The organism is Shewanella sp. 0m-6 (genome assembly GCF_052977325.1).
The window spans coordinates 49907-70237 of sequence record NZ_JBRIMD010000014.1; the positions used below are offsets into that span (position 1 = coordinate 49907).

At 42.7% G+C, this 20331-nt stretch carries 20 protein-coding genes; 10 read left to right on the forward strand and 10 right to left on the reverse strand.

Annotated elements, in window-relative coordinates; translation table 11 throughout:
* Positions 1 to 330 precede the first annotated feature (330 nt).
* Positions 331 to 984, forward strand: coding sequence for an isoprenoid biosynthesis glyoxalase ElbB (gene elbB, locus ACVBJC_RS12185; RefSeq protein WP_447161034.1), 654 nt, complete (start codon positions 331 to 333; stop codon positions 982 to 984).
* 160 nt (positions 985 to 1144) lie between these two features.
* Here elbB and glpG read toward each other — a convergent pair whose 3' ends face one another.
* From glpG to ACVBJC_RS12210, 5 genes are all read right to left on the reverse strand, one after another.
* A complete protein-coding gene (glpG, locus tag ACVBJC_RS12190) occupies positions 1145 to 1984 on the reverse strand; it encodes a rhomboid family intramembrane serine protease GlpG (RefSeq protein ID WP_447161035.1) in 840 nt (279 codons plus the stop codon).
* A 20-nt stretch (positions 1985 to 2004) separates the two neighbouring features.
* Positions 2005 to 2313 (reverse strand): thiosulfate sulfurtransferase GlpE, encoded by a 309-nt coding sequence (gene glpE, locus ACVBJC_RS12195; RefSeq protein ID WP_447161036.1) that lies wholly within the window; start codon positions 2311 to 2313, stop codon positions 2005 to 2007.
* A 126-nt stretch (positions 2314 to 2439) separates the two neighbouring features.
* Positions 2440 to 3465 (reverse strand): L-threonine 3-dehydrogenase, encoded by a 1026-nt coding sequence (gene tdh / locus ACVBJC_RS12200; protein ID WP_447161037.1) that lies wholly within the window; start codon positions 3463 to 3465, stop codon positions 2440 to 2442.
* 84 nt (positions 3466 to 3549) lie between these two features.
* Positions 3550 to 4746 carry a glycine C-acetyltransferase gene (locus ACVBJC_RS12205; protein WP_447161038.1) on the reverse strand — a complete coding sequence of 399 codons (1197 nt, stop codon included), beginning with the start codon at positions 4744 to 4746 and terminating at the stop codon, positions 3550 to 3552.
* Positions 4747 to 5006: 260 nt separating this feature from the next.
* Entirely contained in the window at positions 5007 to 5648 is a 642-nt protein-coding gene (locus tag ACVBJC_RS12210; protein WP_447161039.1) for a TetR/AcrR family transcriptional regulator, read from the reverse strand.
* A 181-nt stretch (positions 5649 to 5829) separates the two neighbouring features.
* On the opposite strand from ACVBJC_RS12210, the gene waaA reads away from it, so the two are divergent.
* Complete coding sequence (waaA, locus tag ACVBJC_RS12215; protein WP_447161040.1) at positions 5830 to 7101, forward strand: lipid IV(A) 3-deoxy-D-manno-octulosonic acid transferase; 1272 nt, start codon at positions 5830 to 5832, stop codon at positions 7099 to 7101.
* A 138-nt stretch (positions 7102 to 7239) separates the two neighbouring features.
* Here the strand turns inward: waaA and ACVBJC_RS12220 are convergent, their stop codons facing one another.
* Entirely contained in the window at positions 7240 to 7980 is a 741-nt protein-coding gene (locus ACVBJC_RS12220; protein WP_447161041.1) for a 3-deoxy-D-manno-octulosonic acid kinase, read from the reverse strand.
* Positions 7981 to 8065: 85 nt separating this feature from the next.
* Here ACVBJC_RS12220 and ACVBJC_RS12225 point away from each other — a divergent pair, with 85 nt between their 5' ends.
* The 5 genes from ACVBJC_RS12225 (at position 8066) to ACVBJC_RS12245 (ending at position 13264) form a co-directional block, all read left to right on the forward strand.
* Positions 8066 to 9151, forward strand: a complete 1086-nt coding sequence (locus tag ACVBJC_RS12225; RefSeq protein ID WP_447161042.1) for a glycosyltransferase family 9 protein — start codon at positions 8066 to 8068, stop codon at positions 9149 to 9151.
* A gap of 57 nt (positions 9152 to 9208) precedes the next feature.
* Complete coding sequence (locus ACVBJC_RS12230; protein ID WP_447161043.1) at positions 9209 to 10294, forward strand: glycosyltransferase family 9 protein; 1086 nt, start codon at positions 9209 to 9211, stop codon at positions 10292 to 10294.
* On the forward strand, positions 10291 to 11376 hold the full coding sequence (locus ACVBJC_RS12235) for a glycosyltransferase (protein WP_447161044.1): 1086 nt from the start codon (positions 10291 to 10293) through the stop codon (positions 11374 to 11376). The genes ACVBJC_RS12230 and ACVBJC_RS12235 overlap by 4 nt, the downstream gene beginning before the upstream one ends.
* 86 nt (positions 11377 to 11462) lie before the next feature.
* Entirely contained in the window at positions 11463 to 12473 is a 1011-nt protein-coding gene (locus ACVBJC_RS12240; RefSeq protein WP_447161102.1) for a CDP-glycerol glycerophosphotransferase family protein, read from the forward strand.
* Between the two features lie 74 nt (positions 12474 to 12547).
* Entirely contained in the window at positions 12548 to 13264 is a 717-nt protein-coding gene (locus tag ACVBJC_RS12245) for a glycosyltransferase family 25 protein (RefSeq protein WP_447161045.1), read from the forward strand.
* A 77-nt stretch (positions 13265 to 13341) separates the two neighbouring features.
* Here the strand turns inward: ACVBJC_RS12245 and ACVBJC_RS12250 are convergent, their stop codons facing one another.
* The 4 genes from ACVBJC_RS12250 to ACVBJC_RS12265 form a co-directional block, all read right to left on the reverse strand.
* Positions 13342 to 14508: a hypothetical protein gene (locus tag ACVBJC_RS12250; RefSeq protein WP_447161103.1), complete on the reverse strand. Its 1167-nt coding sequence runs from the start codon at positions 14506 to 14508 to the stop codon at positions 13342 to 13344.
* 83 nt (positions 14509 to 14591) lie between these two features.
* Complete coding sequence (locus tag ACVBJC_RS12255) at positions 14592 to 15530, reverse strand: polysaccharide pyruvyl transferase family protein (RefSeq protein ID WP_447161046.1); 939 nt, start codon at positions 15528 to 15530, stop codon at positions 14592 to 14594.
* Positions 15531 to 15586: 56 nt separating this feature from the next.
* Entirely contained in the window at positions 15587 to 16354 is a 768-nt protein-coding gene (locus ACVBJC_RS12260; protein ID WP_447161047.1) for a glycosyltransferase family 2 protein, read from the reverse strand.
* Between the two features lie 298 nt (positions 16355 to 16652).
* Positions 16653 to 17729 carry a glycosyltransferase gene (locus ACVBJC_RS12265; RefSeq protein ID WP_447161048.1) on the reverse strand — a complete coding sequence of 359 codons (1077 nt, stop codon included), beginning with the start codon at positions 17727 to 17729 and terminating at the stop codon, positions 16653 to 16655.
* A gap of 220 nt (positions 17730 to 17949) precedes the next feature.
* Here ACVBJC_RS12265 and ACVBJC_RS12270 point away from each other — a divergent pair, with 220 nt between their 5' ends.
* The 3 genes from ACVBJC_RS12270 (at position 17950) to gltS (ending at position 20312) form a co-directional block, all read left to right on the forward strand.
* Positions 17950 to 18702: a glycosyltransferase family 25 protein gene (locus ACVBJC_RS12270; protein ID WP_447161049.1), complete on the forward strand. Its 753-nt coding sequence runs from the start codon at positions 17950 to 17952 to the stop codon at positions 18700 to 18702.
* Positions 18703 to 18774: 72 nt separating this feature from the next.
* On the forward strand, positions 18775 to 18936 hold the full coding sequence (locus tag ACVBJC_RS12275) for a DUF2986 domain-containing protein (RefSeq protein ID WP_447161050.1): 162 nt from the start codon (positions 18775 to 18777) through the stop codon (positions 18934 to 18936).
* Between the two features lie 152 nt (positions 18937 to 19088).
* Positions 19089 to 20312 carry a sodium/glutamate symporter gene (gene gltS / locus ACVBJC_RS12280; RefSeq protein WP_447161051.1) on the forward strand — a complete coding sequence of 408 codons (1224 nt, stop codon included), beginning with the start codon at positions 19089 to 19091 and terminating at the stop codon, positions 20310 to 20312.
* Positions 20313 to 20331 lie beyond the last annotated feature (19 nt).

The window sequence follows — 20331 nt, forward strand, 5'->3', positions numbered from 1 at the left end:
ATTTCGGCCACGTAAAAATGTTACACAGCCTGTGGATAACTCTGTGAATGGAACAGGGTAACTCGATCTTGATAAAAAAGAGGAGTAAGAGCGGTAGCTCTTAAGTTGTTGAAAAGTAGCCGATAAAATTAAATGTGTGAAGTGAGTTTTATTTTGGCTATTTGAACTAATTATGTGGACTTTTTATTTTTATGCGTATTTTGAACCCATTCCTTGGTTAAATATTATTCACTTGATAAAGTGTTGACCTAACTTAGCATGATAAATAATCTGATCAAGCGGTTTATTACAAATTTGTTAAAACAATATGATATATAAAGAGGCTTTTTAATGAAAAAAGTAGCAGTTCTTTTGAGTGGTAGCGGCGTTTATGATGGCACTGAGTTACATGAATCAGTTTTAGCGTTATTGGAGATCACTAAAGCCGGTGCAAGTTATCAATGTTTCGCGCCTAATATCCCTCAATACCATGTAGTGAATCATTTAACTGGCGAAGTGCAAGAGGGCGAAAGCCGCAATGTTTTAGTTGAGTCAGCAAGAATTGCTCGTGGTGAAATTAAAGCTGTAGACGAACTGAATATTAACGAATTTGACGCTTTGGTGATCCCCGGTGGTTTCGGTGCAGCCAAGAACTTATGTGATTTTGCGGTAACAGGGGCTGAACATTCGGTTGAGCCGAGTGTTGAACGCTTTATTTCACAATTTGCCAGCGCGCATAAGCCGGTGGGCTTTATCTGTATCTCGCCAATTATGATCCCGAAACTGTACGGCCAAGGAGTATGTGGCACGATTGGTTCAGATGAGGGCACTGCAGCAGCCTTTGAACGGCAAGGCGGACAGCATCATGCCGTTTCTGTTGATGATATTGTGGTTGATGAGCAACACAAAGTTGTGAGTACCCCAGCCTATATGTTGGCCAGTAATATTGTTGAGGCGCACTCTGGGATCAGTAAATTAGTTACAAAAGTACTTGAGATGGCTTAGGGCTTAATATGAATAAAGCTTGCTGCTGTATTCTTTGTTAAGTGGTGATGATTGTTAGCCCGCAAGGAGCGGGCTATATGTTAGCTGTCTGTATAAAGGTGATATTCACGCTGAGTGCGTGCTTTAACATCACGTCAAGCCTCTTAAGCTATAGTTACGGCTAAAACTTGCGGGATTTACTGTCAATAAACCCTTGAATAACGCCAACAAGCAGACCACCAAGATGTGCCCCGTTAGCGATAGACAAGCCAAACATGTCGGTGAAGCCCAGTACCAGCCATAAGAGCATAAAACCGATATAAGCTGGTGGAAGCCCAATACCTGATTCTGGCCGCTTAACTCCCATTATCCACGTGTAACCGACAACAGCATAGACTACCCCCGACAATCCGCCGAAGTTTGGCCCTGCCATATAGTATTGCAAGATGTTAGGCAGAGTACCGCCAACGATGAGCAGAATAAACAGCGGGGTAAAGCCGATTTTATTTTCTATCTTGCCACCCAGGTACCACCACCACAGCAAGTTAAAGATAATATGCATGGCGGAGAAGTGCATTAGGCTGGGAGTAAAGATCCGCCAAAACTCACTTAGCGTTGCTGAAGGTGTCGCACCGAAAAATGATAATTGTTCAAAAATAGGGTTGGCAAACCCAAGACTCATTGCAGCATAGATGACGACACAGGTAAAAAAGACGAGCAGAGTCAGCGGGCCGGCCCCTGTTATAAACTGGCTAACGAGTTGCAGACTCGGATTACCGTAATCAAGCTTGGTGTGAGTATCGCCATTTTCCCAAGATGCTGCGAGATACTTTTCGTCATAGGGGTTATGAATAAAGGCTTGGTATTCACGGTGGGCTCTGTCGAAGTGATTTTGGTCATGGATCATCAGTGCCACACCTTGCTCGGTTGGCATCAGTTCGCAGTCAATGTGAAGCCCTTTTAGGTAGTCAATGAGAGCCTGCGCTGCTCGGCTATTGGGGAGCCTGCCAATCTCGATCATTAATTTACCCTCACGCTGGTTTATAGGTTGGCTTGGTGCCAGGCACTGTATCCGCCATCTAAGCTAAAGACGTCATCAAAGCCTTGCTCATTGAGGTAGGTCGCTGCACTTTGGCTACTAATTCCATGATAGCAAACTACTATGAGCGGCAGATCCATATCGGCATCGCTAATATAGTGGGCCAAGTTGTCATTGGTTAGATTAACCGCGCCAGTAATATGGCCTGCTTCATAGCTTGCCGCATCTCGGATATCGACGATTTGCAGCTCACTTGATTCTGCTTGCATCTGGATAAGTTGATTAACGCTAAGGTGTTGAAACGCTGACATAGTAAACCTGTATTGTTTGATAGATATAACGGGGATGGAATACTCGCAATGACGTATTACAGCCCCTTTGTAGAGTCAATAATTAGCGTTATGTTTAACAGATTAAAAGTTAAACAGGCTAATAATTTAATCCCAGTTTAAGATAACTTTACCAGATTGGCCTGAACGCATTGCATCGAAACCTTGTTGGAACTCATCAATACTGTAATGGTGAGTGATGATTGGCGAGATATCTAGGCCTGATTGGATAAGACTGGCCATCTTGTACCAAGTCTCAAACATTTCACGGCCATAAATGCCTTTAATGATTAAGCCTTTAAAGATCACCTTGCTCCAATCGATAGCCATTTCGCCACCTGGAATACCTAGCATAGCAATCTTGCCGCCATGGTTCATGGTATCGAGCATAGAGTGGAATGCACTTGGCACGCCTGACATCTCAAGACCAACATCAAAGCCTTCAGTCATGCCAAGTTCTTGCATTACATCTTCTAAGCTTTCTTTGGCAACGTTAACGGCGCGGGTAGCGCCCATTTTCTCTGCCAATTCTAGACGGTATTCGTTGACGTCAGTAATCACCACATGGCGCGCACCTACGTGACGACAAACGGCCGCAGCCATGATACCGATTGGACCTGCGCCCGTGATTAGCACGTCTTCACCGACTAGATCAAATGACAGTGCAGTGTGAACAGCGTTACCAAATGGATCGAAGATAGATGCTAAGTCATCCGAGATATCATCTGGGATTTTAAAGGCGTTAAAGGCCGGAATAACTAAGTACTCTGCAAAGGCACCTTCACGGTTTACACCCACACCAGAGGTGTTACGGCATAGGTGAGTACGTCCACCGCGGCAGTTACGGCAATGGCCGCAAGTGATATGGCCTTCGCCAGATACGCGATCGCCAATAGTAAAGCCACGAACCTCTTGGCCCATACCAACGACTTCGCCGACATATTCGTGACCAACAACCATAGGCACTGGAATCGTGTTTTGCGACCATTCGTCCCAGTTATAGATATGAACATCGGTACCACAAATAGCCGTTTTACGGATTTTAATCAGTAGATCGTTATGGCCCACTTCTGGCTTAGGCGCATCAACCATCCAGATGCCTTCTTCTGACTTTAACTTGCTCAGTGCTTTCATTTTATAACCTATTACAAGCTAGCGTTTGCAGCTTGCTAAATGTCATTCAAGAAGGGCTACATACGTAGCCCTACAGGTTTAATTTTAGCTGATAATGCCCATCTCTTTGGCGATACGGGTAAAGGCTTCAATCGCTTTGTCAATCTGCTCTTTAGTGTGGGCTGCAGACATTTGCGTACGAATACGTGCCTGGCCTTTTGGTACCACAGGGAAAGAGAAACCGATGACGTAGATGTTTTCAGTTAATAGACGGTTAGCAAAATCACCAGCCAGCTTTGCATCGCCAATCATCACAGGGATAATTGCATGGTCAGCCCCACCAAGGGTGAAGCCTGCAGCAGACATTTTTTCACGGAAGTAACGACTGTTTTCCCAAACCGCTTCACGTAGCGCTTGGCCAGACTTGAGCATTTCAAGTACGTGGATAGAGGCGGTGACGATTGAAGGGGCCAATGAGTTTGAGAATAGATAAGGGCGAGAACGTTGACGCAACCAGTCGATCACCTCTTTCTTACCTGAGGTGAATCCACCTGAAGCCCCACCAAGAGCCTTACCTAATGTGCCAGTGATAATGTCGACGCGGTCCATCACTTCACAATACTCGTGAGTACCACGACCTTCTTGACCAACAAAGCCCACAGCGTGTGAGTCATCAACCATGACCAGTGCGCCGTACTGGTCGGCCAGATCACACACACCTTTTAGGTTGGCGATAACGCCGTCCATTGAGAATACGCCGTCAGTGGCGATCATGATGTTGCGTGCGCCCGCTTCTTTAGCTGCTTTTAGCTGCGCTTCAAGATCGGCCATGTCGTTGTTGGCATAACGGAAACGCTTAGCTTTACAAAGACGCACACCATCGATGATAGAGGCGTGGTTTAGCGCGTCAGAAATAATGGCATCTTCGGCACTCAATAAGGTTTCAAACAGACCCGCGTTAGCATCGAAGCACGAAGAATAAAGAATGGTGTCTTCCATGCCTAAGAATTCGCTAAGGCTTGCCTCAAGTGTCTTATGGATATCTTGAGTTCCACAAATAAAGCGCACAGATGCCATGCCAAAACCGTGGGCATCGAGACCGCCTTGAGCAGCTTTGATGAGTTCTGGGTGATTGGCCAAGCCAAGGTAGTTATTGGCGCAAAAATTGATGACTTTATCGCCATTGACTTCAATTGCCGTTTGTTGAGGAGAAACAATGACGCGTTCGCTTTTATATAAGCCTTCGGCTTTTACGTCAGCAAGCTGTTGATTTATCTGGTTGTAGAATGAGGTCTTAGGCACCTTTATTCTCCTTAATTAGCATTATTTTGAGTATTGGAGTGGCGGCATTTTAACCTTAATTTACGCGGCTCTACAGCCTTTTTTTTAAGGTATAGCAAGGGATTATTTAGATTAGGGGATAGCTTGAAGTAACATTAGATAAACTAATGCGTTACCTGTGGGTAACTTTTGCCGGTGGGTGGCGACAATTATGAGGCTATGCGGTGGTGATTTTTAGCGTATAGATTATGGCCTATACGCTTGATTTGCTCACTTGAGGATTAAAGCATTTGCGAGCGGTAATGCTCTTCTAGCCTCACAAACGTGGCTTGCGAGCTTGGCGTTGCATAGGATTTAAACAGCATAATCACACGTAATAAACCTTCGTATAGCGACTCTTTAGTGATTGAGCCAATATTTGATTGGGTCTGAGTGAGTTTGTAGCTGATCCAGAAGCTGACTAGCATCTTAATTGTATCGGCCAGTGGTTTTATATCTTCTTGATGGACTGCGAGAAAGCCATCATGGTTTAGTTTTTCTAGTACACCCGTCGAGCGTGCCAATACGTCTTGCTGCGCCTTAAGATAACGATTTTTTAAGGTTTCATCGCGACTAAGGATGTCTGCAAGGTTGGCATACATAAAGCGAAACTGCCATAGGGTGTAAAACATCGCATCGAAGTAGCCAATTAACAGGTCAACATCAACCTCTTTATCGATATAAGGCTGAAAGCCTGATTCTAGGTGTTGCTCATAAAGGCTGAAGATTGAGCGAATGATGTCTTCTTTATTGCGAAAGTGATAATAAAGGTTACCGGGACTGATATTTAGGTGGGCGGCGATATGATTGGTTGTGATAGCTCTTTCGCCGTGTTCATTAAACAACTCTAAACTGGCTTGTACGATTTTGTCACGGGTCTTCATATTCATCCTAAATGATTAATATCCAGTATAATGGTTAAGTCGGCACGTAATAGGCTATTTAAGGGCCTTTCCTTGTGCGCCATCTTGTTTAAATCACACGAGTGTAATTACGTTAAGCTGCGACTATCATGTTAGCATTAGCTTAATTCTTCAAGTAAAACTCACGAAAGTACCCAATTTCATGAATCGCAGCCTTTATTCGATAGCCCTATACTTAATTAGTCCTCTATTGTTGGTTTACCTTGCTGTACGCGCCTTTAAAAGTAAGGACTACCGTGGCCGCTGGGCAGAGCGCTTCGGCTTTAAAAAATTAAATCGGACCGACCTCTTAGTCCATTCAGTATCAATGGGGGAGACCTTAGCGGCGATTCCGCTAATTAAACAGATCCAGCAGCAGCACCCTAAGCTAACTATTACCATTACCACAACTAGCCCAACAGGTTCTGCCGAGGTCACTCGCGCCTTTGGTGATAGTGTGCAGCACTGTTACTTGCCTTTTGATTTGGCATGGTGTGCCAAGCGTTTTGTAAAGCAAGTCGCACCTAAATACTGCATCATCATGGAAACAGAGCTTTGGCCAAACTTGATCCACTATCTCAAGCTATCGGGCGCTAACGTCCTATTAGCTAATGCGCGTTTGTCGCAAAAATCGGCAGATTCTTACCAAAAGTACCATAAACTCACAGCGCCTATGTTAAAGCAGCTCGATGCCATTGCGGCGCAGTCGCAGCAAGCGGCCGAGCGTTTTATCGCCTTAGGTGTAGCCAGTGACAAAGTAACGGTGTGTGGCAGTTTGAAGTTTGATATCAGTATTGATAAGCAGCGTATCGACAGCGCTAAATCATTACGTGAACAATGGCTGGCGACCAATAAACCGGTATGGGTGGCAGGCTCTGTGCATCCTGGCGAGTTTGAGGCGTTAATTCAAGCCCATAAACAACTGCTAGCTTGCGACCCAGATGCGCTCATGGTGATGGTACCTCGCCATCCTGAGCAGTTTGATGCGGCGGCACAAGCGATTAAGTCGGCAGGGTTAACTCTTGCACGGCGCAGTATTAGTGACCCGGTTTTAGGAAGTACACAGGTGTTGTTGGGTGACACTATGGGCGAGTTACTGACCTTTTATGGCGCCGCCGATCAAGCCTTTGTGGGTGGCTCGATTATTGTGCATGGCGGTCATAATCCGCTGGAACCTGCAGCAATGGGATTACCTGTGATGATGGGGCCACATTACCGTGACTTTAATGAGATCACTGAGTTACTCGAAGCGGCTGGTGGATTAAAAGTAGTTACTTCATCTGAAGCGTTAGCACAAAACTTGATCCATTTATTCGAAGATAAAACAGCCTATAGTCAGGCGAGTGAAGCGGCAAAAGATGTTGTGGCACAAAACAGAGGCTCACTACAAAAGCAGATGGCCATGGTGGAGGCGTTTATTCGCAGCAGGGCATAATCTCTGTTAGAGCATAGCTTCAGTAAATATTTTGAGCTGACTAGGGCTGCTTGAGCTAAGAGCGATAACCAGAACGAATAGAGTGTAAAAAGGTCTGCAATTAATGCAGACCTTTTTTGATCCAACTAGACAATTGATTCAGCTAGATAATAGGTTGAGCTTGGCTTGATAGGCCTGATGCAGTTGCAGCCAATTTTCTTCGGTAAATGCCAGCGTTGCTAGTTTGCTTCGTTCTTTTCTAAAAGAACGTAGTAAGCGACTCATATTTGCTTGCTGCCATTGAGTATTTGGCTTTCTAAGTTCGCCACGGTCAAAGTCGATCAGGTAAAACTTGTCATCGCAGATAAGAATATTCTTTGCATTAAGATCGGCATGGTAAACACCGTGATGATGAAACTCTGCAATCGCTTCACCGAGAGTTTGCCACTGCTCAGTGGTCATAGTGGTTGTACTCAGTCTCGCGACTAAGTCTTCAGCACCTTCGACTCGTTCAATGATTAAATCTGCACGATAGAATAGACCTGAGCGCTCGACGTTTGCAGCTATTGGCTTAGGCACTGCAAAGCCTTGCTGGTACAGGGTTTCTAATAAGGCGAGTTCTGCTACCGCGCGAGTTTTTTCTAAACCGGTAAATAGATATTGGTCACGGCTGATTTTTTCTATCAAACCACCACGATAGTAGTGGCGAAGCACCCACTGATTTTGTTCGCTAGCAATGCAACTCGCGTCGACGAACCAAGTGGTATAACGGCCTTTTGATGAGCCTGTTACTGCAGATTTTTCGCGCCAAAAATCGGCACCAAACCAAGTTGGTTCGATATCAGATGGCGTATTGTGGCAATAAGCGATGCTGCCTTTGGCGGTTTTTTTAAACTTCATAGATAGAATTGTAAGCTAAAGCGTGGAACCTGCAGGCATTCTACATTAAGATCGGTAGATTGCGCCAAATAACCTTCGAGCACTAATGAGCTTATCTACTTCCAGTGACAATCAGAACGCTAAATCAAACAGCATAGATTTAAGCAATGCAGAGTCTTTATGCCTATTAAGGTTGTCAGCAATTGGTGATGTTTGCCATGCGGTGGCAATGGTGCAGGCGATTCAGCGTCGCTATCCACAACTAAAAATTACTTGGATCTTGGGTAAGATTGAATATCAACTGCTTAAGCATCTCGAAGGGGTGGAGTTTGTGATTTTTGATAAATCACAGGGCTGGCGCAGCTATTTTAATCTTAAGCATGCGTTAAAAGGTCGCAAGTTTGATGTGTTACTGCATATGCAGATCGCCCTGCGCGCGACGATTGCCTCATTAGCTATCTCTGCTAAAACTCGTATTGGCTTCGATCGCTTTAGAGCCAAAGAAGGCCAGTGGCTAGTGACAAACCACCATATTGAACCTCAGGCAACACCGCACGTTTTAGATGGTTTCATGGGCTTTGCCAAAGCCGTAGGCGTTACCGATATCGCTCCGCGTTGGAATATCCCAGTACCAGCAGCAGATACCGAATTTGCTCAAGCGCTTATTCCTGACGGAAGTAAAGTTATGGTTATTTGCGCGGCGGCGAGTAAGGCTGAGCGAAATTGGTTACCTGAACGCTATGCTGCTGTCGCTGACTATGCCGCCGAAAAAGGTTACCGAGTCATGCTATGCGGTGGACCTACGCCACTGGAGCGTGAGCTTGCTGAAAATATACAAGCAGCGGCAAAATCGACACTAGAAAACCAAGTGGGTAAAACCTCTTTATTGCAATTATTGGCGATACTCAAGCAAGCAAGTGTAGTATTGGCGCCGGATACCGGCCCAGCGCACATGGCGGTGACCCAAGGTACACCAGTGATTGGGCTATATGCCCATTCAAATCCTGGTCGCACAGGGCCTTATACTTGTTTAGACTCGGTGGTGAGTGTTTATGACCAAGTCATCACCGAGCAGAAGCAAGGTGAGATCCCTTGGGGCACAAGAGCTAAAGGTGAGCATTTGATGGCATTGATCAGTGTTGAACAAGTTATTGAGCAGTTAGATCCTTTGTTGCAACCCTCTGCCGGGTAATTTTTGTTAGTATGCCTACCAACCCAATGCTTCTTTGCAGTCTGATGAGTTGAGTCAATGACCCTAGCCTCTCCAAAATTTTTATTTGTACCGGTATCTTCAGCCGAAGGTATGGGGGAGTATATGCGCTCCTTGATCGTTGCAAATGAAGTTAAGCGCCGTTGGCCTAATGCGACAATTCAATTCATTTTGAGTCGTCACGCGCCTTATGCATCGACTTGCCCCTATCCAGCGGCACTTTTAGACGATACGCCGACAAAGAATATCAAAGCGGTCAATGATTTTATGTCATTCTTTCAACCCGACTTTGTCATCTTTGACGCATCGGGTCGCCGCTCTCAACTGACTCATGCCAATAAGTTGGGCGCGAAAGTTATTTTTCTGAGTCAACATAAGCGTAAGCGAAGTCGTGGCATGAAAGTATTGCGCGCACGAGTGACGGATAGTCATTGGGTCGTGCAACCTGAATTTGTTATTGGCCCCATTAGTTGGCTTGATCGTTTAAAGCTGAAGTTAATCGATAAGCCTGAGCCGACGGTTATTGGTCCCATATTTGTAAACCCCAATTCAGAGCGTCAAGCGGCGCTGTTAAAGGAATACAACCTAAGTGCTGGTGGATTCATTCTGCTCAATGCAGGGTCTGGTGGTCACACAAATAAGCAGGGCTATATTGTGGAAGAGTTTGCACGTGCCGCCGCTGATATCTATCAAGCGACAAGGATCCCGTGCGTTATGGTATATGGGCCAAACTACCCTAATACGATGTTTGATGCTGAAGGTGTTACAGCGATAGATGAGTTAAATCATGGTGATTTTATCGATCTGCTTGATGCTGCTAAAGTTGCCGTATTAAGTGGCGGCGACACTTTGTTGCAGGCTATAGCATTAAAGAAACCCACATTATCCGTAGCAGTATCGAAAGATCAGAACTATCGGCTTAAAGTCTGTAAAGAGCGTGGCTTAACCGTGTGCAGTGATAGTAATGCGGTGCTGATGTTAGCTGGGCTTACTGAGTTAATTAGGGTGGAAAATCTAGCCAAACTAGAGAGTGCCTTAGCCCAGTGCAAATGCATTAATGGCCTAGATATAGGCATGGATATCATCACTGATTTATACAGTCATAAATTTGGAGTTCAGTCATGAGAATTGCAATCGCTATTGATAGTTTAGCGGGCGGTGGTGCCGAAAAAGTCATGCTGACACTGGCTAAAGAGTTTACAGAATTAGGGCATGAGCCTCATTTCTTAGTCATGACTGACAATGTAGCTTTTGATATTCCAAGTAGTTTGCCCGTGCATGTTTGTTTTGCTAAGAAAGATAAGGATTTAAAGCGTTCTTGGAACTTAGTTCCTGCTGTAAAAAAGTTAACAGACAAAATTTATCAAATTGAACAAGAAGTCGGTAAGTTTGATCTATTTCTTTCGAATTTAGATAAGACTAATCGACTAATGATCAAAACTAAGGTTTCACCGCTGTTTGTAGTGGTCCACGCTTCAGTTGAAGCAGAGTTAACTCGACACGCTAAATTAGGCCCTTTTGCTTACTTAAAGAAACTTCAGGCTAAGAAGGCACTCAATGGTCAACATTTGGTGACGGTATCTCAGGGTATTGCTGATGAGATTTTGCAGACTAAGCGTATCTGCCCAGCCTCTATCCAATGTATCTATAACCCCTTTGAATTCGTTGATATTAATGCGCTATCAGAACAAGAGGTGCAAGGGATCCCTAATAACGATTACTTGATCCATATTGGCCGATATGTGAAGCAGAAGCGTCATGACATTCTGTTTAAGTCCATTGCAGCAATGGAAAGCCAAATCCCGGTGGTGCTCTTATGTCACAACCCAAAAAAGGCACTAAAGGCCGCGAAGAAATTCGGTGTTGAACATAGAGTGATTATTCCTGGGTTTCAGTCTAATCCATTCCCATGGATAAAAAGCGCCAAGGCATTAGTGTTAAGTTCAGATTTTGAAGGTTTGCCAACGGTTTTGATTGAATCATTAGCCTGTGGAACGCCAGTCGTCAGTACCGATTGTCCTCATGGGCCGAAGGAGATCATGACTGGAGAGTTAGCTAGATTTTTGGTTCCACGGCGTGATCCACAAGCGCTAGCTGATAAATTAGATGAAGTTTTAGTTTCACCGCCACAGTTGGCAGAAGTCGATATTTTAGCAAAAGTACAAGCGGCACGGATTGCTCAAGAATATTTGGCATTGGTTAAATAAACATTGAAGAGTTTGTGAGGGGAATTGTTGTGAGTGCAAACAACAAACGTTATCTATTATACATAGCGCAAAATTATTCATATGCCATGTTAAGGCCGTTGCAAGCTGTAATACAGGCGAGAGGCGATGAAGCCTGTTGGTTTCTAGAGGGCAATGAGGTCGATCCTGCCTTCTTGACTGCAACAGAGAAGCGATTGTTAACCATTGAAGAAGTTAAATCTTGGAAGCCTGATGCGGTATTCGTTCCTGGTAATGTGGTTCCCCGCTTTATTCCTGGGATTAAAGTCGGTGTATTTCATGGTTTTAACGCGGGAAAAATGAACCATAGAGGTCGTGAAGACCACTTTGAAATTCGTGATTGTTTCGATCTCTACTGCACTCAAGGGCCTGCAACGACGTTGCCTTTTGAAGAGCTTGCCGAAAAGTTTGGCACCTTTAAGGTTGCTGAAACAGGCTGGCCGACGCTGGATCCTATGTTTCAACAGGGCTTAGAGCGTCCCTATGATGTAGAGGGCGATTCCCGACCTGTTATACTTTTTTGTTCAACATTTTCTCGTAGTTTATCTTGTGCACCAGTAGTTTATGAGCAAATAAAAACATTGTCACAGCAAGGACAGTGGCGTTGGTTGGTGCAGTTCCACCCCAAGATGAATCAAGATATTGTTGATAAATATAAAGCGCTTGAAAGTGATAATTTGACGTTTGTTGAAACGGATAATGTGTTACCGCTATTGAAAGCGGCCGACGTGATGCTTTGTGATACCTCATCGATTTTGATTATGTTTCTGCTGCAGGGTAAACCTGTAGTGACGTTTAATAATCAGACCAATAGCTCTCATCTTGTTAATGTCGAAGTGCTTGAAGATATTGAACCTGCGTTAGAAAAGGTATTGAGTCGTCCGCCAGAACTTATGGCTGAGATTGAGCGGTATTGTGATGATATCCATCCCTTTCGAGATGGTAAGTCGAGTGAGCGCGTTCTTGCAGCAACTGACAAGCTGATTGAAAATGGTATTGAAAATCTTAAGCCTAAACCGATGAATTTGTTGCGTCATCTTAAGATGCGCAAAAAGTTAGGCTATTGGAAGTTTAATTAGAATAAAACAATTTGATGTTCTTAGGTTGGTGCTCAGTACTAAGTCGCATCAGTTGAGATCAGGTGAGTTAGAGAATGAAAGTTTTTGTTATTAGTTTAAAAACCTCTGTAGAGCGACATAAAAAGGTGACAGAAGCCCTAAAAGAGGTTCCTTTTTCCTTTTTTGATGCTGAAAATATCAGAGAAGAACCACAGCATAGTATTTTTTCACTCTACGATAGTGGAAAGACTAAGAGATATAAGGGCTATGAGTTAACCATTCCTGAATTAGGGTGCTTTGCTAGCCACATCTCTTTATGGAAGCAGTGTCTTGCTGATAACGAGGTGTTTTTAATTCTGGAAGATAACTTAGAGTTATTTGGCGATCTAAAAAATCAGTTAGAAAATATTGAGTCATTAACGCACAAATATGGTGTTGTGAAATTGGGTAATGTTTTTGAAAGGAAATTTGCTGATATAGAGCCTATTGATGAACAGTACAAATTGATTTCAAACCTGAAAGGGGCATGTGGCACCTCGGCTTACGCTATAACTCCGCAAGCGGCCCTGAATTATTTAAATCAGGTCGATGGTTTTTTTGAGCCTGTAGATGACTTTATGGATAATGAATGGCGTACAAAGCAAACATTGTACAGTTACCATCCGAAACTCGTATCTAGAAGTACCGCTGCATCGGTGATTGGCAAGCGTAAAAATAAAACAAAGTTAGGTCTATTTAGTAAGCTTTCTGCAGAGGTTTATCGATTGTTTAAACAGGTTAAACAATCGAACTATAACAAGAAGCATAAATAGATTCTCTGTCTTGCTTGTAGGGGAGCTACCTTTACAGTTCTTGTGATGGCAGCTCGCCCGTCGTTTAGTGCGATCAGCTACTTGAATAATGCCTTAAATAAGTCGCGAACTGCGTTTTTTCTCTCATCTTTATTGGTCTTTTTATTGATAATATTCGCGACCTGATTTACCCAATGTTCTTGAATATCATGATTTTTTGCATATGTTAGAATGCCCTGCCATTCTGAAAGAGCTAACATATTTTTTAGTTTTATCTTCTGTAAATCTTTAACAATATCTGATTTTGGAAAGCAAGAAGGAATAGGTGTATTAGTTGCTAAGAAGTTTAGCTTTGTTCTCACGCATTTTTCGCATTTCCCGCAGTTTCGATCTTTTAAATCGCCTTGCCAGCAGACGCGTAAGTTTTTTAATCCCGTTTGCCAGTCTGATATGTCTTTGACTTTCTCTGTTCTGCTATGGCTTGCACCATCATGGATAACTGAAAAGTCATCAGAACTTAGCAAGTGATCGGTGATTGGTGATGAGCCCCAAGGAATTACGAGTGAGCTATAAGGTTCACTACTGCCAATAATGCATGTACCTGCTGAGTTTTTAAAGTTGCCTAGGGCAGAAATAAGTGCGCAGGCATGGGAGTGCTCCCAATTGACACGTGATATCTTTCGAAAGTTTGTTTTGATTGGAAATAACGTTAGATCTATGTTCGAAAGTGTTTCATGAATTGTATTCCTGGCGTTTGAAAACGCGGTCTCATCTTCAATAGGAATATCAAACCCATGTACTAATGAACATAGCTTGATATCTTGAGAGCGGTAGCTGTTCCTCTTTTGTGAATGCATCCAGACCGAAAAAGTAGCGTCAACACCACCGGAGAAGGCGCATATCGCACCGTCTACTTTTGCTTGCTGCTCTCTAACTTGTTGGCAGGTAATATTAATCGATTGATAAGTCTCTGGTAGCCATTTACTCCAAGCGGCTTGGTATTCAACTAAGTTGCTTAGGAGTTCTTTAGACACACTACCTCTGACTTCAATGCTTCTTCTCTCCTTCATCGCATCCATAATTGTGGCGAGCAAGTAGGAGTTACAATCTTCATCGTGTGGTGGAGTGATGTTTTTATCAAACTGAAACCAAAGCAAGGTTTCGTTGGTTGAGCCATCTTGCTCAGTACGAATTATTTTACAACGTCTTTCACAATATTCATCGACGATTTCATGCGCCAATGGCACAAGTATTAAACTTATCATCACTTACTCTCATAAATTTTTTTATGAATTTTTTAGGTTAAAAATAGGAATTAAATTATTCGTGGGTTTATAGTTAATCACGCTTATTTTTTAATAAGCGGATTTGTAGATAGCCATTGGTTATAATAAGCAGAATTTTTCCCATAAGAGTTGTCTGACATCACTACTTGTCTTCCTAGCAATACCGATAAAATTAGGCCGTGGAGTCTATCTGTATGTACTAACTCATGTTGGAGAAAATAGTTCGAAGAGCTAAATAGCAATGCATCGGATTGAATCTTCCAGTTTTTAGCTAGCTTATACTTTAATACAGGGATACTTTGTAACTTCTTGAAGTATTTTAGAATAAAGTGATCTGAGAGGGTGAGTATATTTATCCAGTCGAATTCTTTTTTGATGAACTCAGCATCGTTGCCACAACTCTCAATATCTTTGCGCTTTAGATTTAATACTCTTTTGACTTGGGTATCTTCATTGATCACTTCTCTAACATCAACGAGAGGGTGAAGGCTGTGCGCCATATCAGGCATTAGAATTACTTTATTGCTAAAGAGTTTTGCAATCTCGTAGGATCTTTGATCTCTCACTAACATGGTGATATCTGGATGAGAACTGAAGATATTTGCTGATGTATCTTGAGCTGCTTTAGACTTGAAGTAAATTGTTTGTGGCAGTAGCACTATTTGCTTGTCAGGATATTGCTTTACAATAGACTCTCTGAGCTTTTGGTGTTTTAGATATAAGTCACCAAAATTGCCACCACCGTGTAGCATGATAACGTCAGCTTGTTTTAACTTCTTGTGATTTATATTTTTTTGGAATGATCTATGGATGATGTTAATTTCGTGGTCATCGATAAACTGCTCAGTTCCTAAATAAATTAATGTATCACCAACATTATAATGTAGAGGGATATCGATATAAGCGACTTTTTTGCCGACTAATAATTTAGCAATTTCTGAATGCTGTTCTTTTAATTGATCTAAATTGTGTTTCCATGATTGTGATTTTGAATCAATCATATTTAACTGCCTTAATTTATTAATGACGTTACGTTTAGCTTGCTGGCGGAAAATAATTAGCTTCTGTCTTGCTCTATTAACCACAGTCCAACATATTTATTAAAGTTCACCTGCGCATAGGTCATGGCAACAATAAATCCTACGCTGCCGTCTAAAAAACCTCTTCGAATAAAGTAGATATGGAAAAAGGTCCACATTCCACGGAGTAGAGCCAGTGCCAATCCTTTTGATTTTTTGCCTTTACGAGCATACTTTTGCGAACCAAGCCATGCGTATTGAGCGGCTTTATTTAATCCGTGCCCATAATCTCTGTGGGTGTAATGTAACAACAGGCCTTTAAGCTTACCCACTGAGCCTTTCGCCGGGATCACGGTTTCGTGCACTTCATCAAGGGTGTAGCTAGAGCCTTGGCGAAGAAATAAACGTAAAACTGAACGAGCGCTGCGGCCGTGTTTCAGGGTCGTGCCGTAAAGCGTGACTCCCCAGGGAAGACGGTACGATGTTTCTTCGATGCTGTCTTGTGACAATAGAGCTATGAGAGCCTGTTTCATCTCATCATCTAATGCCTCATCGGCATCAATAGATAATACCCAGTCGCAAGTAGCTTTATCGAGTGCGCGTTGCTTCTGCTTACCAAATCCTGGCCAGTCAGTTATGGTGATGTTGTTGGTGTACTGTTGACAGATATTGACGGTGTCATCGGTCGAACCGCTGTCTAGAACAATGATTTCATCAGCTATATCTATGATCGACTTAAGGCAAGCCTCAACACGATCGGCTTCATTTTTAGTGATTAGAATAACGGATAAGCTGTGTTTTTTCATATGAGGTATATAGACATCGATTAAAGGAGTTTAGCGTTATAAGAAACTCTGGGGGCGCTATTATAATTAAATACTCACTAAAATATAGTCTAAATTATGCTCAGTGCTTTTTTTCGTAATCCCAACATTTAAAGCAACCAATTGGTAGCGTAAGTTAAACGTTTTTAACTAAAATTAAACGACGAGGTTCTTTTGATAAGGCTGCACTCTAACGTGTTAATAAGTGAAATTAACAAAGGCAACAATTGAATAGCTAAAAAGCAATTCAATTGTTTGGATGTAATAATTTTTCGGTTTATTAATGATTAGCTAGATTAATATATTGCTGCGCAACATATTGACTATTAATAACTTTAAATATTTCTGGATTATTAATTATTGGAGGGGAAGCTAAACAGGCTAATGCTTTTTCTGCTAGCAATTGTGGCTGACGGCGAGGGACTAAATATTGAGCCAGTTCTCCGGTTAGAATTTCATTTGGACCGTAAGGGCAGTCTGTGCTGACTACTGGGGTTCCACAAATCAGTGACTCGGCAATCACCAGGCCAAAACCTTCAAAATCTGAGCTGAGCAGCATTAATTCTGCTCGTGCTATCCAGGAGTATGGGTTTGATTGAAAACCTGGCGTGATAATGCGGTTTTCAACATTGTACTTTTTCGCAATTTTCCGTGCGCGTTCAGGCCTGTTGGTTAGCAATACTAACTTAGGGGCTGATGGCATAGCTTGCAGCGCTTTAAACAGAATATCCAGGCGCTTTTGTCGCGTAACCCGGCCAATATGGATCATAAACGGCTCGTTGGGTATCTCACTGTTTGCTTCTAATGCTTTACGTTTTATCTCTTCGATTCTAAAAGGATTGTAAATAGCTTGGATGCTTTTAGCTTTGAGCCAGCGGGTATTACGTAGCTCATCGGCAATACCTTCAGACACTGTAATGATATTTTTGCCAATCAAAGCTTTTGCTTTTGACCAACGTCGATAGAAGTGAACCGGCCCTCGTTTGAGTTCCATGATTAATTCTTGTTTTAACGCGCAATGACAAAAGTAATAACAGGGCTCAAAGTTGCAACCACTCACAACGGTATCGCAGTCCGTAGAGTTGGACTGAAATAGGTCGAATTTACCCTTGGTGTTTTCGACATCCTCAACACATTGCTTTAAGCGCTGCTGCTGTTGTTTCAGAGTTAATGCTTTCTGATTTGGGTAAACATAATGAATAGTGACGTGTTTTGGCGGAGGGAAATCCCCCTCTTGCTGGAAAACAAACAGATGCACATCTTGCCCTGCTTCATGCAAGATCTCAGCTTGAGTTAGCGCAACTTTGACCGTTCCGTTGGCATAAAAGTTGTGGCAAAAGATAGCAATCTTTTTCATTTTACGTACGTCTCTTACATTTGACTAATGCTTAGAATGATAACAGATGACTACTTCTATGTATCATCAGTAGCATCTTCTTAATGGGGAGGCGTTTGCGATTATGCAAGGTAAACGGGGCTGGCTCTGGGCAAGTTAGGTATGATTTTTGATTTAGAATACCCATTGATTCGATTATACTCATTGGCAGATTATGCTATTGAATTATGGTTGTTAGATTATGAGATGTTTCGTTATTAGCTTACTAACTGAAGAAAAGAGGCGAGCTCATATCAATCAAGCGTTTTCTTCTCAAGCTATCCCGTTTGAATTTTTTGATGCAACAACTCCGGATCTAAATGAAGCTGAAGCAATTCGCCTGCAGATAGCAACTCAAAGGACAACGCTCAGTAAAGGGGAGCTATCTTGTTTACTCAGCCATGTTGCGATACTTCAGAAAATCGTAGATGAATCGGTCCCGTTTGCTGCTATTTTCGAAGATGACATTCATCTAGGTAAAAATGCAAATCATTATTTATGTTCAGACTGCTGGATCCCTGAACAAGTAGAACTGATTAAGCTCGAGATGTTTAATCATATTGCTAAGGGGGCGTTTTGGGGAGGGTATAAACTCGGCTCTGGAACAGAGCTCTTTAAGTTGCAAGGTAGGCATTTAGGCGCTGCAGGTTATGTCGTAAGTTGCAATATGGCGAGTAAACTGTTGAATGAAATCCGTCAATTCAGACCAATAGAAGCGATAGATAAAATTATGTTTGAAGAGATGATTACTTCAAATAAGCTGGATGTTTACCAACTGCAGCCTGCGATTTGTGCACAAGATGACATTCTTGATAAGAAAAGCAGTCTGCTCCACAGCAGTTTAAATAGTGAAAGAGTACTGCCAGCGAAGAAAAAGTTGACCATAGGGCAGAAACTGAAGCGTGAGGTCGATCGTATTTTTAGCCGTCGAATTCAATTTAAAAAGCTTCAATAGTTAACGCCGAACTATTCGGCGTTACGCGCCTTGCTTGTTATAATTAAGCTTTATTACTGATGATATAGACCCATGAACCGCACAAAAAAAATCACTTTAAAACACATGAGCAAGCTGAAGAAAGCCAATGCGAAATTGCAAAATAGCAGCAAGCCTAAGTATATTTCTAAGGCAGAAAGAGCAAAACTTGAAGCGTTAGAGGCCGAAAAAACCGAACAAATAGACAGCGAGTAGATTCTTTATTGCGCAATGTGTCGCTTTTCATGATCCAAATGCCATAATTCCGACACGGCTAATATTATTTACCCTAATGAATGTGCCAGAATAGCCGGCTAATTTTGGTTTTGTAGGTTTTTTGACTACAAAACCTAACGGATAGGAGTTACATGAATACAGTATATTCAATCGGAGAACTAGAATCGTTTTTGGTCGCCATCTTGGTTTTGTTTATCGGCCACACAGTTAATCGTCACGTTCCTTTTTTCAAAAAATACAATATTCCAGAGCCTATTATCGGTGGTCTGGTTGTCGCAGCCGTTATCACGGTTCTTCATTTTCAGAATATTACCCTAGCGTTTTCTTTGCCAATGCAAAATACGTTAATGCTGATGTTCTTTAGCACTGTGGGTCTGGCTGCCAGTTATAAACTGCTCGCTCGTGGTGGTAAAAAAGTCTTTATTTTTCTTGGCATAGCCTCTATTTACATCATCTTGCAAAATGCTGTCGGCGTGAGTTTAGCAACGGCACTAGGCTTAGAGCCTCTGATGGGGCTGGTCGCTGGTTCGATTACGCTTTCTGGCGGTCATGGCACCGGTGCTGCTTGGTCACAAACTTTTTCCGACCATTACAATATGAACACGCTAGAGTTTGCTATGGCTGCGGCGACGTTCGGTTTAGTCATGGGTGGCATTATTGGTGGCCCAGTAGCACAAAGGTTAATCGATAAGCATAAGCTTGAATCTTCATACGGCATTGGTGGCAACCACCATAAAGACCATCCTGATTTGGTAACGTATGACCAACTCGAAGAAGATAACGTCACAGCTAAGAGCGTATTAGAAACGCTGTTTATTATTATGCTGTGTGTGGCGGGAGCCAAATGGGTTGGGCATTTAGTCGTAAGTTTTGAGATAAGCTGGTTGAAGATGCCGGACTTTGTTTATGCGCTATTTCTAGGGGTGATGATTACCAACCTGACTGAAATGACTCGCGGCTATAAGATGAATAACGAGTGCGTAGATATTTTAGGTACCGTTGCTTTGTCGCTGTTTCTTGCTATGGCGCTAATGAGCCTAAAGCTGTGGGAAATTTTTGATTTAGCGATCCCGCTATTGATTATTTTGATGGTACAAACGGTTGTTTTAGCGATATTTGCCTATTTTGTTACGTTCAAAATAATGGGTTCTGATTACGATGCCGCTGTAATTGCTGGAGGTCACTGTGGATTTGGCATGGGGGCGACGCCTACCGCAGTGATGAATATGGGAGCGCTTGTTTCTCGCAATGGCCCTTCACCACAAGCCTTTATGGTGGTGCCAATTGTGGGTGCTTTCTTTATTGATATCGTTAACTTGATTGTACTGCAAGGCTATATCAGCTTTATTTTATAGCACTAAAAATCAACGACAA